This window comes from Paraburkholderia tuberum STM678 (assembly GCF_902833905.1).
GTDB lineage: Bacteria > Pseudomonadota > Gammaproteobacteria > Burkholderiales > Burkholderiaceae > Paraburkholderia > Paraburkholderia tuberum.
In genome coordinates, this window is record NZ_CADFGP010000004.1 from 198676 (window position 1) to 213947 (window position 15272).

Consider the following 15272-nt stretch of genomic DNA (forward strand, 5'->3'; position numbering starts at 1 on the left):
TATGAATCCGATCGAACTCTCATTCGAATTCTTCCCGCCGAAAACGCAGGAAGGCATCGACAAACTGCGCGCGACGCGCGCGGAACTCGTGTCGCTCAAACCGAAGTTCGTGTCCGTCACGTTCGGCGCCGGCGGCTCGACCCAGCAAGGCACGCTCGATACCGTCGTCGACATGGCGAAGGAAGGGCTCGAGGCGGCGCCGCATCTGTCGTGCATCGGCTCGTCGAAGGACAGCCTGCGTGCGATCCTCAACGAGTACCGCGCGTACGGCATCCGCCATATCGTCGCGCTGCGCGGCGATCTGCCCTCGGGCATGGGCGCGGTCGGCGAGCTGCGCTATGCGTCGGAGCTCGTCAGCTTCATCCGTGCCGAGTTCGGCGACTGGTTCTGGATCGAGGTGGCGGGCTATCCGGAATACCATCCGCAGTCGCGCTCGCCGCGTCACGATCTCGAAAACTTCGCGCGCAAGGTGAAAGCCGGCGCGAATTCGGCGATCACGCAGTACTTCTTCAACGCGGACGCGTACTTCCGTTTCGTCGACGATGCGCGCCAGCTGGGCGTCGACGTGCCGATCGTGCCCGGCATCATGCCGATCACGAACTTCTCGCAGCTGATGCGCTTCTCCGAAATGTGCGGCGCCGAAGTGCCGCGCTGGATCGCGCGCCGGCTAGAGAGCTTCGGCGACGACCGCGAGTCGATCCGCGCGTTCGGGCTCGACGTGGTGACGGCTCTGTGTCAACGGCTCGTCGATGCGAAGGTGCCCGGTCTGCACTTCTATACGCTGAACGCGGCCGCGTCGACCAAGGCGATCTGCGAACGGCTCGCCGTGTAATTGCGATGCCCGCGCGGCTGCAACGGCCGCGCGGTCCCCGCCAGTCTGGCATGGGTCGCAAATTTGTCCCAAATAGCGTGGTAAGTCCCTGTTGAAGCTCATTTTTGGGCTGTCTATCATCGAAACGCAGCCAACCCGGCTGCTGTGCGGAGGACGATATGACAGTGACAAGAAAGACTGCGACACACCGGCGGTTCGCGCTTCACCAGTTCTGCCTGCCGGCGCTCGCCGCGCTCGCGGTCGCCACGAGCGGCCTCGCGCCCGCCGCGTCGCAGGCGGCCACGCTGCCCGACAAGACGCTGGTGTTCTGCTCCGAAGGCAGCCCGGCGGGCTTCGATACCGCGCAATACACGACCAGCGTCGAATTCAGCGCCGGCTCGTACACGGTCTATAACCGGCTCGTCGAATTTGCGCACGGCAGCACAGACATCGAGCCAGGACTCGCCGAAAAGTGGGACGTGTCGCCCGACGGCCTCACCTATACGTTCCATCTGCGCCACGGCGTCAAATTCCAGACCACGTCGTACTTCAAGCCGACCCGCGAATTCAACGCGGACGACGTCGTGTTCACCTATGAACGCATGCTCGATCCCGAGAACCCGTTCCGCAAGGCGTATCCAGTCAATTTCCCGTATTTCAACGACCTCGGTCTCGCGAAGAACATCGCCAAAATCGAGAAGGTCGATCCGTACACGGTGCGCTTCACGCTGAAGGAAGTCGACGCGCCGTTCCTGCAGCAGATCGCGATGCCGTTCGCGTCGATCCTGTCGGCTGAATACACGGATCAGCTGCTCAAGGCGGGCAAGGCGTCCGACATCAACCAGTACCCGGTCGGCACCGGTCCGTTCATCTTCCGCAGCTATACGAAGGACGACACGATCCGCTTTGACGGCAATCCCGACTACTGGAAGCCGGGCGTCGCGAAGCTCGGCAAGCTGATCTTCGCGATCACGGTCGATCCGGCCGTGCGCCTGCAAAAGCTGAAGCGCGGCGAATGCCAGGTGATGTCGTATCCGCGCCCGGCCGACATCCCCACCGTGAAGGCCGATGCGTCGCTCGCGATGCCAAGCGAAGTGGGCTTCAACCTCGGCTATATCGCGTACAACACGACCAAAAAGCCGCTCGACAACGTCCTCGTGCGCCGCGCGCTCGACATGTCGGTCAACAAGAAGGCGATCATCGAAGCGGTCTACCAGGGCGCGGGCCAGCTCGCGACGAACCCGATGCCGCCGACGCAATGGGGTTACGACAAGAACCTGAAGGACGCGCCCTACGACGTCGACAAAGCGAAAGCGCTGCTGAAGCAGGCGGGCTACCCCGACGGCTTCGAGCTGACGCTGTGGGCGATGCCGGTACAGCGCCCGTATAACCCGAACGCGCGCCTGATGGCCGAAATGCTGCAGGCGGACTGGGCGAAGATCGGCGTCAAGGTGAATATCGTCACGTACGAATGGGGCGAGTACATTCGCCGCGCGCACGCCGGCGAGCATCAGGCGATGCTGATCGGCTGGACGGGTGACTACGGCGACCCTGACAACTGGCTCGGCGTGTTGCTCGGCTGCGACGCGGTCAACGGCAGCAACTTCTCGAAGTGGTGCTACAAGCCTTACGACGATCTGATCAAGCAGGGCCGCAGCACCACCAACATGGCCGATCGCACCAAGGCCTATACGCAGGCGCAGGAGATCTTCAAGGACCAGGTGCCGTTCACACCGATCGCGCATTCGACCGTCTATCAGCCGATCAGCAAGAACGTGACGGGCTTCAAGATCGATCCGTTCGGGCCGACGCAATTCCTGGGGGTTGGGGTGAAATAAGCGGGCGCGGCGCGCTTTTTTGCGCCGCATTCGTCGCCGGGCGGCTCGAATGAGCCCGCCCGGCCCGTGACAAAACCGTGGCAAAACGTTTGCACGAAGTGTTTCCTGTCGTCAACAGAGGGATTTTGCTCCGCTTGGTAGCCGGCCCAAGCTCAAGTAATATCCCGCTACGCCGGCGCAAGCCGGCCCTGAACCTGGAGGAAACATGAAGCAAAACAATCTGTTGCGCGTCGCGCGTAGGTCCACGCTCGTCGCTGCCGCAGCGGCATCCCTGCTTGGCGTCACGAGCGCGCAGGCCGCTGGGATCCCGAACAAAACCCTCGTTTACTGCTCGGAAGGCAGTCCCGCGGGTTTCGATCCGGCCCAATACACGACGGGCGTCGACTTCACGGCCAACACGTTCACCGTCTATAACCGCCTCGTCGAGTTCGAACGCGGCGGCACCAAGGTCGAGCCCGGCCTCGCGGAGAAGTGGGACGTGTCGCCCGATGGCAAGACCTACACGTTCCATCTGCGTCATGGCGTGAAGTTCCAGACCACCTCGTTCTTCAAGCCGACGCGCGAATTCAACGCGGACGACGTGGTCTTCTCGTTCCAGCGCATGCTCGACCCGAACCAGCCGTTCCGCAAGGCGTATCCGGTGCAGTTCCCGTACTTCACCGACATGGGCCTCGACAAGCTGATCACGAGCGTCGAGAAAGTCGACCCGTACACGGTCAAGTTCACGCTGAAGGAAGTCAACGCGCCGTTCATCCAGAATCTGGCGATGGAATACGCGTCGATCCTGTCGGCTGAATATGCGGATCAGCTGCTCAAGGCAGGCAAGGCCGCCGACATCAATCAGTACCCGGTCGGCACCGGTCCGTTCATCTTCCGCAGCTACACGAAGGACGCGACGATCCGCTTCGATGGCAATCCCGACTACTGGAAGCCGGGCGCGGTGAAGATCTCGAAGCTGATCTTCTCGATCACGCCGGACGCCGGCGTGCGCGTGCAGAAGATCAAGCGCGACGAATGCCAGGTGATGAGCTATCCGCGCCCGGCCGACATCGCGCCGCTGAAGGCCGAGCCGAACATCGACATGCCGTCGCAGCCGGGCTTCAACCTGGGCTACCTCGCGTACAACGTGACGCACAAGCCGGTCGACAAGCTCGAAGTGCGTCAGGCGCTCGACATGGCGATCAACAAGAAGGCGATCATCGAGTCGGTCTACCAGGGCGCGGGCCAGTTGGCCACGAACCCGATGCCGCCGACGCAATGGTCGTACGTCAAGAACCTGCCGGCCGCCTCGTACGATCCGGCCAAGGCGAAGGATCTGCTCGCGAAGGCCGGCTACCCGAACGGCTTCGACATCACGCTGTGGGCGATGCCGGTGCAGCGCGCGTACAACCCGAACGCGCGTCTGATGGCGGAAATGATCCAGGCGGACTGGGCGAAGATCGGCGTGAAGGCGAAGATCGTCACGTACGAATGGGGTGAGTACATCAAGCGCGCGCACGCGGGCGAAGACGACACGATGCTGATCGGCTGGACCGGCGACAACGGCGATCCGGACAACTGGCTCGGCACGCTGCTCGGCTGCGAGGCGATCAACGGCAACAACTTCTCGAAGTGGTGCTACAAGCCGTTCGACGATCTGATCCAGAAGGGCCGCACGACTTCGGACGTGGCGACGCGCACGAAGATCTACGGCGAAGCGCAATATATTTTCGCGCAGCAACTGCCGTTCTCGCCGATCGCGCACTCGACCGTCTATCAGCCGGTCAGCAAGAAGGTGGTCGACATGCGCATCGAACCGCTCGGCTACGCGCGCTTCGACGGCGTCAGCGTCAAGTAATCGTAAAGTTCGCGCAGTAGGCCGCAATACAGTACGCCGCAACACAGTACACTTTTCGCACGGTTAGAAAACTGGTCGAAATGGTCCGGCGACCGGGGTCACGAGCCCTCGTCGCCGGTTGCGTTTTTTCATCACCAGTACCATGGGAGCGAACCATGTTCCGCTTCGTTTTGCGCCGCATCGGCATGGTGATACCGACGTTTATCGGCATCACGATCCTCGCGTTCGCGCTGATTCACCTGATCCCGGGCGACCCCATCGAAGTGATGATGGGCGAGCGCGGCGTCGATCCGGCCATGCATGCGGCCGCGATGCACCGCCTCGGGCTCGACGAGCCCTTGCCAATGCAGTACTTCCACTACATCGTGCGCGCCGTGCACGGCGACCTCGGCACTTCGATCATCACCAACACGAGCGTGATGGGCGAATTCCTCGCGCGCTTTCCCGCCACCGTCGAACTGTCGTTCTGCGCGATGCTGTTCGCGCTGATCGTCGGCCTGCCGGCGGGCGTGTTCGCGGCGCTGAGGCGCGGCACGGTGGTCGATCACGGCGTGATGGGCACCGCCCTGACCGGCTACTCGATGCCGATCTTCTGGTGGGGCTTGATCCTCATCATGGTGTTCTCGGTCAAGCTCGGCTTGACGCCGGTGTCGGGCCGCATCGCGGTCGAATACGACATTCCGCACGTGACCGGTTTCATGCTGATCGACTCGCTGATGTCCACCGACGAAGGCGCGTTCAAATCCGCACTCAGTCACCTGATCCTGCCCGCGATCGTGCTCGGCACGATTCCGCTCGCGGTCGTCGCGCGCATGACGCGCTCGTCGATGCTCGAAGTGCTGCGCGAGGACTACATCCGCACCGCGCGCGCGAAGGGGCTGTCGCCGGGACGCGTGATCGTCGTGCATGCGCTGCGCAATGCGCTGATTCCGGTCGTCACCGTGATCGGCCTGCAGGTCGGCACACTGCTTGCGGGCGCGGTGCTGACCGAAACGCTGTTTTCATGGCCGGGCATCGGCAAGTGGCTGATCGACGCGATCGGCCGGCGCGATTATCCGGTCGTGCAGGGCGGTATCCTGTTGATCGCCACGCTGGTGATCGTCGTGAACCTCGTCGTCGATCTGCTGTACGGCGTGCTCAACCCGCGCATTCGCCATACGAGGTAAATCACGATGGCTGACATTCAAAACACCGTCCCCCAAGCGGTTACCCCGCCGAGCGGCCGCGGCATCGCGGCACGCGAATTCTGGGCGAACTTCTCGCGCAACCGCGGTGCGGTCGGCGCGGGCATCATCGTGCTGGTGCTGGTCTTCATCGCGATCTTCGCGCCGCTGATCGCGCCGCACAGCCCGATCGAGCAATACCGGGACTCCGTGAAGATCCCGCCGGCGTGGCTCGACGGCGGCAACTGGAAGTTCATTCTCGGCACCGACGAAGCGGGCCGCGACATCCTTTCGCGTCTGATGTACGGCGCGCGACTGTCGTTCTGGATCGGTTTCGTCTCGGTGGTCCTCGCGCTGATTCCGGGCGTCGTGCTCGGCCTCGTCGCCGCGTTCTTCGAGAAATGGGCCGACACGCCGATCATGCGCATCATGGACGTGCTGCTCGCGCTGCCGTCGCTGCTGCTCGCGGTCGCAGTGGTCGCGATCATCGGTCCGGGTCTCGTCAACACGATGCTCGCGATCGCGATCGTCGCGCTGCCGGGCTATGTGCGTCTGACGCGCGCGTCCGCCCAGGGCGAGTTGCAGAAGGAGTATGTGACCGCTTCACGCGTCGCGGGTGCGAGCACGTTGCGGCTGATGTTCTCGCAGGTGCTGCCGAACTGCACCGCGCCGCTGATCGTGCAGGCAACCCTTGGCTTTTCGTCGGCGATTCTCGATGCCGCCGCGCTCGGCTTCCTCGGCCTCGGCGTGCAGCCGCCGTCGGCGGAGTGGGGCGCGATGCTCGCGTCGGCGCGCGATTACATCGACAGCGCATGGTGGATCGTCACGATGCCCGGTCTGTCCATCCTGATCTCGGTGCTTGCGATCAACCTGCTCGGCGACGGGCTGCGTGACGCGCTCGACCCCAAACTGAAACGGATGGCCTGACCATGAGCAACTTACTGACCATCCGCAATCTCGCGGTCAACTTCGGTGGCCTGCCGGCGGTCGACCGCATCAATCTCGACGTTGCGGCCGGTGAAGTGGTCGGCGTGGTCGGCGAATCGGGCTCGGGCAAGAGCGTGACGATGATGGCGCTGATGGGCCTGATCGACGCGCCCGGCAAGGTCTCCGCCGACGAAATCACGTTCGACGGCAAGAACCTGCTGAAGGCTTCCGCGAGGGAACGCCGCAAGATCATCGGCAAGGACATCGCGATGGTGTTCCAGGACGCGCTGACGAGCCTGAACCCGAGCTACACGGTCGGCTATCAGATCAAGGAAGTGCTGAAGCTGCACGAGGGCCTGCGCGGCAGCGCGCTGGACAAACGCGCGCTCGAACTGCTCGATCAGGTCGGCATTCCGGACGCGAAGAACCGTATCGGCTCGTTTCCGCATCAGATGTCGGGCGGCATGAACCAGCGCGTGATGATCGCGATGGCGATCGCCTGCAACCCGAAGCTGCTGATCGCCGATGAGCCGACCACCGCGCTCGACGTGACGATCCAGGCGCAGATCATGGAATTGCTGATGCGCCTGCAGAAGGAACGCGGCATGGCGCTCGTGCTGATTTCGCACGATCTGGCCGTGGTGTCCGAGGTCGCGCAGCGCGTCGCCGTGATGTATGCGGGCGAGGTGATCGAGACGAACAAGGTGCCGGACATCTTCGCCGCGCCTCATCATCCGTACACGGAAGCGCTGTTGGCCGCGATTCCCGAGCACAACGTCGGCGCGGTGCGGCTCGCGGCGCTGCCGGGCATGGTGCCGGGCCGCGACGACCGGCCCAAGGGGTGCCTGTTCGCGCCGCGCTGCAAGTACGTGGTCGACGACTGCATGAAGGCCCGCCCCGCGCTCGCGCCGCTGCCCGCGCACGCCGAGCTCACGCGCGTGCGTTGCATCAAGCCGCTGAACCTCGAGAAGGACGCCAACGTTCACACGCAAGGAGGCGCCCGATGAGCGCAGTACCCGAAACCCGTCGCCAGTCGGATCGTACTGGCGATCACGTGCTCGTCGCCGACCAGCTCGCGCGCTACTACACGGTCAAGCGCGGCATGTTCGCGCACGGCACGGTGAAGGCGCTGAACGGCGTGTCGTTCGCGCTCGACCGCGGCAAGACGCTGGCGGTAGTCGGCGAGTCCGGCTGCGGCAAGTCGACGCTCGCGCGTCAGCTGACGATGATCGAAACGCCGAGCGCGGGCCGCCTGCTGATCGACGGCGAGGACGTGGCCGGCGCGAATCACGAGAAGATCGCGGCGCTCAGGCGCCGCGTGCAGATGGTGTTCCAGAACCCGTTTGCGTCGCTCAATCCGCGCAAGACCGTCGAGCAGACGCTCGGCGAACCGCTCGCGATCAACACGCAGATGAGCGCGACCGAGCGCGCCGAGCGCATCGCGCAGATGATGCGCACGGTCGGCCTGCGGCCCGAGCACGCGAAGCGCTATCCGCACATGTTCTCCGGCGGCCAGCGTCAGCGTGTCGCGATCGCGCGCGCGATGATCCTCGATCCGCAGATCGTGGTCGCCGACGAACCGGTCTCGGCGCTCGACGTCTCGATCCAGGCGCAGATCCTGAACCTGTTCATGGACCTGCAGGACGAGTTCAAGACGAGCTACGTGTTCATCTCGCACAACCTGTCAGTGGTCGAGCATATCGCCGACGACGTGATGGTCATGTACTTCGGCGGCGTCGCTGAACTCGGCGACAAGCAGCGCATCTTCTCGAAGCCGCGCCATCCGTACACGCGCGCGCTGATGTCGGCGACCCCGTCGATCTTCGAGGCCGACCGCACGATCAAGATCAAGCTGCAAGGCGAAATGCCGTCGCCGCTGAATCCGCCGTCGGGCTGCACGTTCCATCAGCGCTGCCCGTACGTGATCGACCGCTGCCGCAGCGAGGAGCCGAAGCTGCGAGAAGTGGATGGCCGCCTGGTCTCCTGTCACCGCGCTGAAGAGGTGGGGGACGTGGATGCCTGATGTGGTGGCGGCGCGTCGTCTTGCGCGCCGCTTGTGTGAGGGCGGCTGGATAGCCGCCTTCGCGCGGCGCCGCGGGGCGCGTGCGCTGGGAGGCGCCGCGCCCTGCGGCGCATTTGCTGGAAGGTTCGCCGGCAAGTTTTTTCGCACGTTTCTCTGCGCGTTTGTTCATGCGCTCGCGCGCGCCTTTTTCTCCGTATTTCTTCCCGCGTCGCTGTCCGCTTTATTTCGCGTAGGCTGCGCGCTGTCGGTCGGCGCGGCCGTACCCTGCATCGCTCACGCGGCCGGCGCGGCGGCCAAGGCGCCAGCCCAGGCGGCCCGTCCTGCCGTCACGGCGCCAAGACCGCCACCGCCGTCAATTGCGCCGCCCCCGGTCCCCGGCACCACGGCGAGCGGCCCGGTGCGCCAGCAACCGGCGCGCATGCCGTTCTATGTCGCGACGCGCGGCAGTACGACGATCTACGTGCTCGGCACGCTGCACGTCGGCGATCCCGCCGACTATCCGGCGGGGCAGCCGTTCCGCGCGCCGATCCTCGCGGCGCTCGCCGCGTCGCCGACGCTCGCGCTCGAACTGTCGCCCGACGAACTGCTGGTGTCGCAGGACGACGTGTCGAAGTACGGCGTATGCAAGCACGACTGCCTGCCGGGTCTGCTGCCCGAGCCGCTGTGGCACAAGCTCGCGTTGCGGCTGCGCGGCAACCCGGCCGCGCTCGATGCGATCAAAAAGATGCGGCCGTGGCTCGCGTCGCTGGTGGTCGAGACCTACGACTCGCTGTCTGCGGGTCTGCAAACGGAATACGGCACCGAAGCGCAATTGCAGAACGTCTATCTGAAGACGCGCGGCAAGATCGTCGGACTCGAAACGCTCGCGCAACAGATGCGCGCGTTCACCGGACTGTCGGCCGCGCAGCAGCGGGAGATGCTCGCGCAGGATCTGGTGCAGACGCCCGCGCAGAACGTCGAGGACGTGCGCACGCTGCACCGGCTGTGGCGGGTCGGCGATGCCGATGCGATCGCCGCGTGGCAGGCTGCCAAATCGGAGAAGCTCGCGCGCGACCTGCGCGTCTCCAATTCGATCGACAACCGGATCGTCTACGAGCGCAATCGCCGCTTCGTCGCGAGAATGTTGCAGATCGCCGCGCCGAACAAGCCGCTGTTCGTCGCGATCGGCGCGCTGCATCTGGGTGGGCCGAAGGGCGTGCTGCAGTTGTTGCGGCAGCACGGCTTCGTGGTTGAGGCGGGTTGAGCCGGTTCGAGACTGCGGCCGTAGCGGCGGGATCGATCAGAAGGCAACTGCAGACCACCGTATAGCGCGATCGCCGTGCTGAGCCAGGCCATCGCGATCAGCGCCGTGAATCTCTGGCGCATTTCTCGGAGGCGTCCGAGTCGTTTTGCATCCTGTGCCTGTTAGCTTCGTCAGAACTTTTTTTTCGCAAGCGACTAACAGGAAGGAGATCCAAGGATGGAACAGGACATCTTTATCAAGATCGATGGTATCGATGGCGAATCGCAGGACGCGGCTCATCTCAACGAGATCGATGTAATCGGATGGCGCTGGCAAGTTACACAACCGACCGGGATGCTCGCCGGTTCAAGCCGACATGTCCCAACAGCCACTGTTTCCGACCTTGAATTTACTCATTTGATGGACCGTGCCAGTCCGAATCTGGCGAAATACTGCTTCTCCGGAGAGCATATCTCCGAAGCGAAACTTACGGTGCGAAGGGCCGGCGGCGTTCCTCACGAGTACGCAAGAATCACGATGTACGACGTGATTGTCTCGTACGTTGAACCGATTGGAGGCGGTCATTGCTGCCACGAACAGGTGCGTCTGTCGTTTGCACGGATGAGGCACGAATACATATTGCAGAACAATCAGGGTAGAAGCGGGGGCACGGTGACTGCCCTCATAGACATCCGGGCAAACAGGCAGGGTTAATCAAATGCCTGTGTCTTGCACTTTCACATTGAATCGACGCCCCATGTCGCGATTGCTTTGTTCCGGTTTTGGTAGCGTTCCCGCATTTTCGGGTAAGGGGCGATATATCGATGACCCAGATTCCACGAAAGTGGTAAGCGCTGGCGCTATTCCCGCGGGCGAGTATTACATCGTCGATAGGGAAAGCGGGGGACATTTCGGTTGGCTCTGGGATTCTGCCAAGGACCTATTGGTGGACACGCACCGCGCGGAATGGTTTGCTCTTTACCACATCGACCAACACATTGATGATTGGATGTTCGTGGACGGTGTGCGACGCGGTAGCTTTCGATTGCACCCGGTAGGACGATCCGGAGAAAGCGACGGTTGTATTACGCTTTCGTCCCGCGAACAATTCAAGGCACTGCGGTCATACCTGAAAGCACAGCCGCCCGCGTTCATTCCCGGAACGATGACCCGATACTACGGCACGATCAACGTGAAATGAAAAAGGCGCTGATTTGTATTGCGCTCGCACTGGCGCTGACGCTTCCCATCGCAGTGGGAATTGCCCGCATGCCGGGTATTGATGAATGGTTTGCGAGCGGCGCGGGCTCTGAGTTTTTTGCGCCGCTTTTCAAAGTGCTGGATTCGGTTGGCGGAGAAAACAACACGGACATCATCGTCGCAACGTTGCTCGTTGTCAGTTTTCTGGTCTCGTTGATATTGGCCGTCGCTCTATTAGCGATCGTTAGTCATTTGCGTCGGCCCCGCCACCGTTGATTGGACAGCAGCAGCTTTCGGACGACGAGATACTGCGTCAGATGGCCAGCACCTCGTCGATATGAAAGGAACCGCCGCATCGGATCGGCGTGCGGTGTGATCGACGGTGATGCGAACGCTCAGACGCGCGCGGCGGCCGCCGCATGCACTTCGATGCCGGCGTCGGCGAGCGCGCCGCGAATGCGTCGCGCGAACGCCAGCGCATGCGGGCCGTCGCCGTGCAGGCAGATGGTCTGCGCGTTCAACGGCACCCACTGTCCGTCGACGGCTTTCACGCGATGCTCGCGGATCATCGCGAGCGTGCGCGCGAGCACTTCGTCCTCGTCGTCGAGCAGCGCGCCCGGCTCCTTGCGCGGCACGAGCGAGCCGTCCGCGCGATAGCCGCGGTCGGCGAACACTTCCTCGATCGCGGTCAGGCCCGCGTTGCGCGCGGCGCTCACGAGCCCGCTGTTGGCGAGCGCGAACACCGCCACGGACGGATCGAAATCGTGCACGGCGGAGACGATCGCGTCAGCGATCTTCGCCTCGCGCGCGGCCTGGTTGTACAGTGCGCCGTGCGGCTTTACGTGCGCGATGCGCCCGCCCTCGGCCTGCGCGATCGCCGACAGCGCGCCGAGCTGATACAGCACGCCCGCATAGATCTCGCCCGCCGGCAGATCCATTTCCTTGCGGCCGAAATTCTCGGGATCGTTGAAGCTCGGATGCGCGCCGATCGACACGCCTTTCTGCACGGCCCAGCGCACGCAGTCGCGCATCGCGTTGGGGCTGCCCGCATGCCAGCCGCATGCGATGTTGGCCGAGCTCACGAGGTCGAGCAGCGCCTCGTCGGAGCCGCAGCCTTCGCCGAGATCGGCGTTCAGATCGATTTCCATGGGGATTCCTTTACTTAGTGTCACAGCGCCGCGAGCGCCACCCGGCGCGCGCAACGCTCTTCATGCATCGCGATCGCGGCATCGATCTGCCGCAGATACGTGCGTTCTTCCAGCAAAGCCTGGCGCGCTTCGTAGGGCGTCGTCGGGATGAAACGGACAGCACCGTTCAGGCGCACCTGCGCGAGCTTCCACAGATCGGCCTGAATCACCGCGCCGATCTTCGGATAGCCGCCGGTGGTCTGCGCGTCGCTCATCAGCACGATCGGCTGACCGTTCGGGGGCACCTGGATCGTGCCGGGCAGTACCGCGTGGGACAGCAGGTCAGTCTTGTGCGTGCGCTTCAGCTCGGTGCCGGCAAGGCGATAGCCCATGCGGTTGCTGTTCGGCGTCACGAGCCACTCGTCGGACCAGAACGACTGCTGTGCATCCGCGGTGAAGCTGTCGTATTCGGGGCCGCGCAGCACGCGGATCGGTATGGCCCACGGCACGCCCGACGGATGACGACCGCGCCGCAGCGGCTCGTTGACCAGCACGAACTTGCACCAGGCGGGCGCCTTCACGCCGAACTCGGGCGCCTCGGGCGTGAAGCCGAGGTGGCCGCGCTGCTGCGGCGCGCCGACCGGCAGACGGTCGCCGTCGTTGAGCGCGCGGCCGCCGAGTCCGCCGAAATGGCCGGCAAGGTCGGTGCTGCGCGAGCCGAGCATCGGCAGCACGTCGATGCCGCCCGCCACGCAGACATAGCCGCGCATGCCGCGCTTCGCCGCGTGCAGCACGAGCTCCTGGCCGGCCTGCACGGGCAGACTCCAAAACGAATAGACGGGTTTGCCGTCGAGCGTCGCGCCGAACTCGGTGCCGGTGATCGCGACGCGCGTCGCGCGCAAAAAGCGCAGCGCGGTCGGGCCGAAGGTGATTTCGAGGCCGGCCGCGTCGGGGCGGTTGCCGACCAGCCGGTTGCCGACTTCGAGCGACAGCCGGTCGAGCGCCCCCCCCATCGCGACGCCGAGATGCCGATAGCCGTGGCGGCCGAGGTCCTGAATCGTGGTCTGGAGACCCGCGCGGATCACGTCGATCATGCGTGCATCCCCGCGATCGTGAAGCGCACCCGGTCGCCGGGCTGCAGCAGCGTGGGCGGACGGCGCGCCGGATCGAACAGCGGCACCTCGGTGCGGCCGATCAACTGCCAGCCGCCCGGCGACACCGCCGGATAGATGCCAGTCTGCTCCCCGCCGATGCCGACCGAGCCCGCCGGCACCTCGAGCCGCGGCGACGCGCGGCGCGGCGTGTGCAGCGCGGTGTCGAGCCCACCCATATAGGCGAAGCCGGGCTGGAAGCCGAGAAAGAACACCACGTAGACGCCGCCCGCATGACGTTCGACGACCTCGCGCGCGCTCAAGCCCGTATGTTCGGCGACCGCCTGCAGATCGGGGCCGAATGCGCCGCCGTACTGCACTGCAATCTCGACGTCGCGCCCGGGCGCGACGGCTTTGGCCGCTGCGTTCCAGGCCGTCAGCAACTGCTCGGCGAGCGCGTCGGCGTCGGTCGAGAGCGGGTCGAACACGAGCGTCAGATTGTTCATGCCGGGCACGACTTCGAGCACCTGCGGCCAGTCGCGCGCGGCTTCGGCCGCAGCCCACACGCGCTGCTGGCACTCCAGCGTGGCGGGCGGCGGCGCTTCGCAGACGAGCGCGGCATCGCCGAGGGGAAAAATTCGTGGTTGGCTCATGACTGGGCGGCCCGGATCGAGTCGGAGGATGAGGCGGACAGCGCGGTGCGTTGGCGCATGCCCGGCACGGAGTCGGCGACGTTTGGAGCGTACATTATCAATAAAATATTGACGATTTACCAATAAGCGTTTTTGCCAGGCTCGTCGGCGGCGGGCATCGTCGTACACTTGCGACACTTTTCCAGCCCATTTTCGTCACGGGACCCTCGTATGACGCGTCATCCCACCAAGATCGTTTCGTCGGAACATCTCGTCTCCGAGAGCAGCGCGGAACTCTCGGAACTCGAATACGCGCTGATCATGGCGGGCAATGCGTTCAACCGCTGGATGGTGCGCTGCATGTCGGCGGCGGGCGACAAGGACATGACCGCGATCGAAGTGTCGCTGCTGCACCACGTGAGCCATCGCGAACGCCGCAAGAAGCTCGCGGACATCTGCTTCGTGCTGAACATCGAGGACACGCACGTCGCGACGTACGCGTTGAAAAAGCTCGTAGCTAGAGGGTACGTAAAAAGCGAAAAGACCGGCAAGGAAGTGTTCTTTTCCGCAACCGACGCGGGCCGCGAACTATGCCTGAAGTATCGCGAGGTGCGCGAAAACTGCCTGATCTCGACGCTCAAGGAAAGCGGCCTGACCAACCAGCAGATCGGCGAGGCCGCGCAGTTGATGCGCAATGCGTCGGGCCTGTACGACACGGCGGCGCGCGCGGCGGCTTCGCTGTAACGACGAAACACCGCGCAAGCGCCGGCGCGTCACACGCCGCGCATCGCGCGTTCAGCCCGGCAGCGCCGGATGAAACCCCGCCTCCGTGACGATCAGATCGAGCGCAATGTCATGCGCCTCGCGTTCCAGCGTGTCGGTGCGGCACGCTTCGTAGGCGATGCCGACCGTGATCGGCTTGTGCGCCGCCGGCCAGCCGGCCAGCGTGCGGTCGTAATAGCCGCCGCCGTAGCCGAGGCGGTAGCCGTCCGAGTCGAAACCCACGCAGGGCACGAACAGCAGCTCGGGCAGCACCACGCGCCCCGAGGTGGGCTCGGCAATCTTGTGATGGCCGATTTTCATCGGCGTCGCGGGCGTCCAGGCATGGAATTCGAGCGCCATGCCACGTTCTTTAACGATTGGCAGGCTGGCTTCGTGGTGCGAGTCCGCGGCAAGCCAGAGCGCAATCGCCCCGCGCGCGTCGAACTCGCCGGCAAGCGGCCAGTAGAATCCCGCGCTGCGTACCGCGTAGTGCTTCAGCGCGTCGAGCATCCGACGCCCGAGCGCGGCATTCTTCGCCGGCTCGGAAGCCGCTTGCAGACGGCTTTCCAGCAACCTCCGGCGCAGCGCCTTTTTCGTTGCCGGGACAGGGTTGCATGCTATGCTTGGGTCCAATTCGCG

At 64.3% G+C, this 15272-nt stretch carries 16 protein-coding genes; 12 read left to right on the top strand and 4 right to left on the bottom strand.

Going from position 1 to position 15272, the window contains the following annotated elements; all coding sequences use genetic code 11:
* Window position 1 precedes the first annotated feature (1 nt).
* From metF to HWY30_RS04935, 11 genes are all read left to right on the top strand, one after another.
* Entirely contained in the window at window positions 2-832 is an 831-nt protein-coding gene (metF, locus tag HWY30_RS04885) for a methylenetetrahydrofolate reductase [NAD(P)H] (RefSeq protein WP_176078847.1), read from the top strand.
* A gap of 158 nt (window positions 833-990) precedes the next feature.
* A complete protein-coding gene (locus HWY30_RS04890; RefSeq protein ID WP_090802561.1) occupies window positions 991-2649 on the top strand; it encodes an ABC transporter substrate-binding protein in 1659 nt (552 codons plus the stop codon).
* Window positions 2650-2854: 205 nt separating this feature from the next.
* The gene (locus HWY30_RS04895; RefSeq protein WP_090802563.1) at window positions 2855-4486 is read left to right on the top strand and encodes an ABC transporter substrate-binding protein; all 1632 of its coding nucleotides are present in this window, start codon (window positions 2855-2857) and stop codon (window positions 4484-4486) included.
* Window positions 4487-4641: 155 nt separating this feature from the next.
* On the top strand, window positions 4642-5652 hold the full coding sequence (locus HWY30_RS04900) for an ABC transporter permease subunit (RefSeq protein WP_090802564.1): 1011 nt from the start codon (window positions 4642-4644) through the stop codon (window positions 5650-5652).
* Between the two features lie 6 nt (window positions 5653-5658).
* Window positions 5659-6576, top strand: a complete 918-nt coding sequence (locus HWY30_RS04905; RefSeq protein WP_090802566.1) for an ABC transporter permease subunit — start codon at window positions 5659-5661, stop codon at window positions 6574-6576.
* A 2-nt stretch (window positions 6577-6578) separates the two neighbouring features.
* Window positions 6579-7583 (top strand): ABC transporter ATP-binding protein, encoded by a 1005-nt coding sequence (locus HWY30_RS04910; RefSeq protein WP_090802567.1) that lies wholly within the window; start codon window positions 6579-6581, stop codon window positions 7581-7583.
* Complete coding sequence (locus tag HWY30_RS04915; protein WP_090802569.1) at window positions 7580-8599, top strand: peptide ABC transporter ATP-binding protein; 1020 nt, start codon at window positions 7580-7582, stop codon at window positions 8597-8599. The genes HWY30_RS04910 and HWY30_RS04915 overlap by 4 nt, the downstream gene beginning before the upstream one ends.
* Window positions 8592-9842 carry a TraB/GumN family protein gene (locus HWY30_RS04920; RefSeq protein WP_090802570.1) on the top strand — a complete coding sequence of 417 codons (1251 nt, stop codon included), beginning with the start codon at window positions 8592-8594 and terminating at the stop codon, window positions 9840-9842. The genes HWY30_RS04915 and HWY30_RS04920 overlap by 8 nt, the downstream gene beginning before the upstream one ends.
* A 216-nt stretch (window positions 9843-10058) precedes the next feature.
* Window positions 10059-10535 (top strand): Hcp family type VI secretion system effector, encoded by a 477-nt coding sequence (locus tag HWY30_RS04925; protein WP_090802572.1) that lies wholly within the window; start codon window positions 10059-10061, stop codon window positions 10533-10535.
* A gap of 4 nt (window positions 10536-10539) precedes the next feature.
* The gene (locus HWY30_RS04930) at window positions 10540-11022 is read left to right on the top strand and encodes a DUF2778 domain-containing protein (RefSeq protein ID WP_090802573.1); all 483 of its coding nucleotides are present in this window, start codon (window positions 10540-10542) and stop codon (window positions 11020-11022) included.
* Window positions 11019-11297, top strand: coding sequence for a hypothetical protein (locus tag HWY30_RS04935; protein WP_090802575.1), 279 nt, complete (start codon window positions 11019-11021; stop codon window positions 11295-11297). The genes HWY30_RS04930 and HWY30_RS04935 overlap by 4 nt, the downstream gene beginning before the upstream one ends.
* Before the next feature lie 119 nt (window positions 11298-11416).
* On the opposite strand, the gene pxpA is transcribed toward HWY30_RS04935, so the two are convergent.
* The 3 genes from pxpA to pxpB are packed head-to-tail and all read right to left on the bottom strand — an operon-like array spanning window position 11417 to window position 13892.
* Window positions 11417-12169, bottom strand: coding sequence for a 5-oxoprolinase subunit PxpA (pxpA, locus tag HWY30_RS04940; RefSeq protein WP_090802577.1), 753 nt, complete (start codon window positions 12167-12169; stop codon window positions 11417-11419).
* Between the two features lie 20 nt (window positions 12170-12189).
* A complete protein-coding gene (locus HWY30_RS04945) occupies window positions 12190-13242 on the bottom strand; it encodes a 5-oxoprolinase subunit C family protein (RefSeq protein WP_090802578.1) in 1053 nt (350 codons plus the stop codon).
* Window positions 13239-13892 (bottom strand): 5-oxoprolinase subunit PxpB, encoded by a 654-nt coding sequence (pxpB, locus tag HWY30_RS04950; protein ID WP_090802580.1) that lies wholly within the window; start codon window positions 13890-13892, stop codon window positions 13239-13241. Before pxpB ends, HWY30_RS04945 begins: the two co-directional genes overlap by 4 nt.
* 210 nt (window positions 13893-14102) lie before the next feature.
* On the opposite strand from pxpB, the gene HWY30_RS04955 reads away from it, so the two are divergent.
* Entirely contained in the window at window positions 14103-14615 is a 513-nt protein-coding gene (locus HWY30_RS04955; RefSeq protein ID WP_018418717.1) for a winged helix DNA-binding protein, read from the top strand.
* A gap of 51 nt (window positions 14616-14666) precedes the next feature.
* On the opposite strand, the gene HWY30_RS04960 is transcribed toward HWY30_RS04955, so the two are convergent.
* Window positions 14667-15266: a 5-formyltetrahydrofolate cyclo-ligase gene (locus tag HWY30_RS04960; RefSeq protein WP_167368669.1), complete on the bottom strand. Its 600-nt coding sequence runs from the start codon at window positions 15264-15266 to the stop codon at window positions 14667-14669.
* Between the last annotated feature and the right edge of the window lie 6 nt (window positions 15267-15272).

Bases quoted from the DNA above. Each gene is read 5' to 3' on its own strand.
- HWY30_RS04895 (WP_090802563.1), top strand. From the start codon at position 2,855: ATGAAGCAAAACAATCTGTTGCGCGTCGCGCGTAGGTCCACGCTCGTC.
- metF (WP_176078847.1), top strand. From the start codon at position 2: ATGAATCCGATCGAACTCTCATTCGAATTCTTCCCGCCGAAAACGCAG.
- HWY30_RS04915 (WP_090802569.1), top strand. From the start codon at position 7,580: ATGAGCGCAGTACCCGAAACCCGTCGCCAGTCGGATCGTACTGGCGAT.
- HWY30_RS04935 (WP_090802575.1), top strand. From the start codon at position 11,019: ATGAAAAAGGCGCTGATTTGTATTGCGCTCGCACTGGCGCTGACGCTT.
- HWY30_RS04955 (WP_018418717.1), top strand. From the start codon at position 14,103: ATGACGCGTCATCCCACCAAGATCGTTTCGTCGGAACATCTCGTCTCC.
- HWY30_RS04910 (WP_090802567.1), top strand. From the start codon at position 6,579: ATGAGCAACTTACTGACCATCCGCAATCTCGCGGTCAACTTCGGTGGC.
- HWY30_RS04930 (WP_090802573.1), top strand. From the start codon at position 10,540: ATGCCTGTGTCTTGCACTTTCACATTGAATCGACGCCCCATGTCGCGA.
- HWY30_RS04900 (WP_090802564.1), top strand. From the start codon at position 4,642: ATGTTCCGCTTCGTTTTGCGCCGCATCGGCATGGTGATACCGACGTTT.
- HWY30_RS04920 (WP_090802570.1), top strand. From the start codon at position 8,592: ATGCCTGATGTGGTGGCGGCGCGTCGTCTTGCGCGCCGCTTGTGTGAG.
- pxpB (WP_090802580.1), bottom strand. From the start codon at position 13,892: ATGAGCCAACCACGAATTTTTCCCCTCGGCGATGCCGCGCTCGTCTGC.
- pxpA (WP_090802577.1), bottom strand. From the start codon at position 12,169: ATGGAAATCGATCTGAACGCCGATCTCGGCGAAGGCTGCGGCTCCGAC.
- HWY30_RS04925 (WP_090802572.1), top strand. From the start codon at position 10,059: ATGGAACAGGACATCTTTATCAAGATCGATGGTATCGATGGCGAATCG.
- HWY30_RS04905 (WP_090802566.1), top strand. From the start codon at position 5,659: ATGGCTGACATTCAAAACACCGTCCCCCAAGCGGTTACCCCGCCGAGC.
- HWY30_RS04945 (WP_090802578.1), bottom strand. From the start codon at position 13,242: ATGATCGACGTGATCCGCGCGGGTCTCCAGACCACGATTCAGGACCTC.
- HWY30_RS04890 (WP_090802561.1), top strand. From the start codon at position 991: ATGACAGTGACAAGAAAGACTGCGACACACCGGCGGTTCGCGCTTCAC.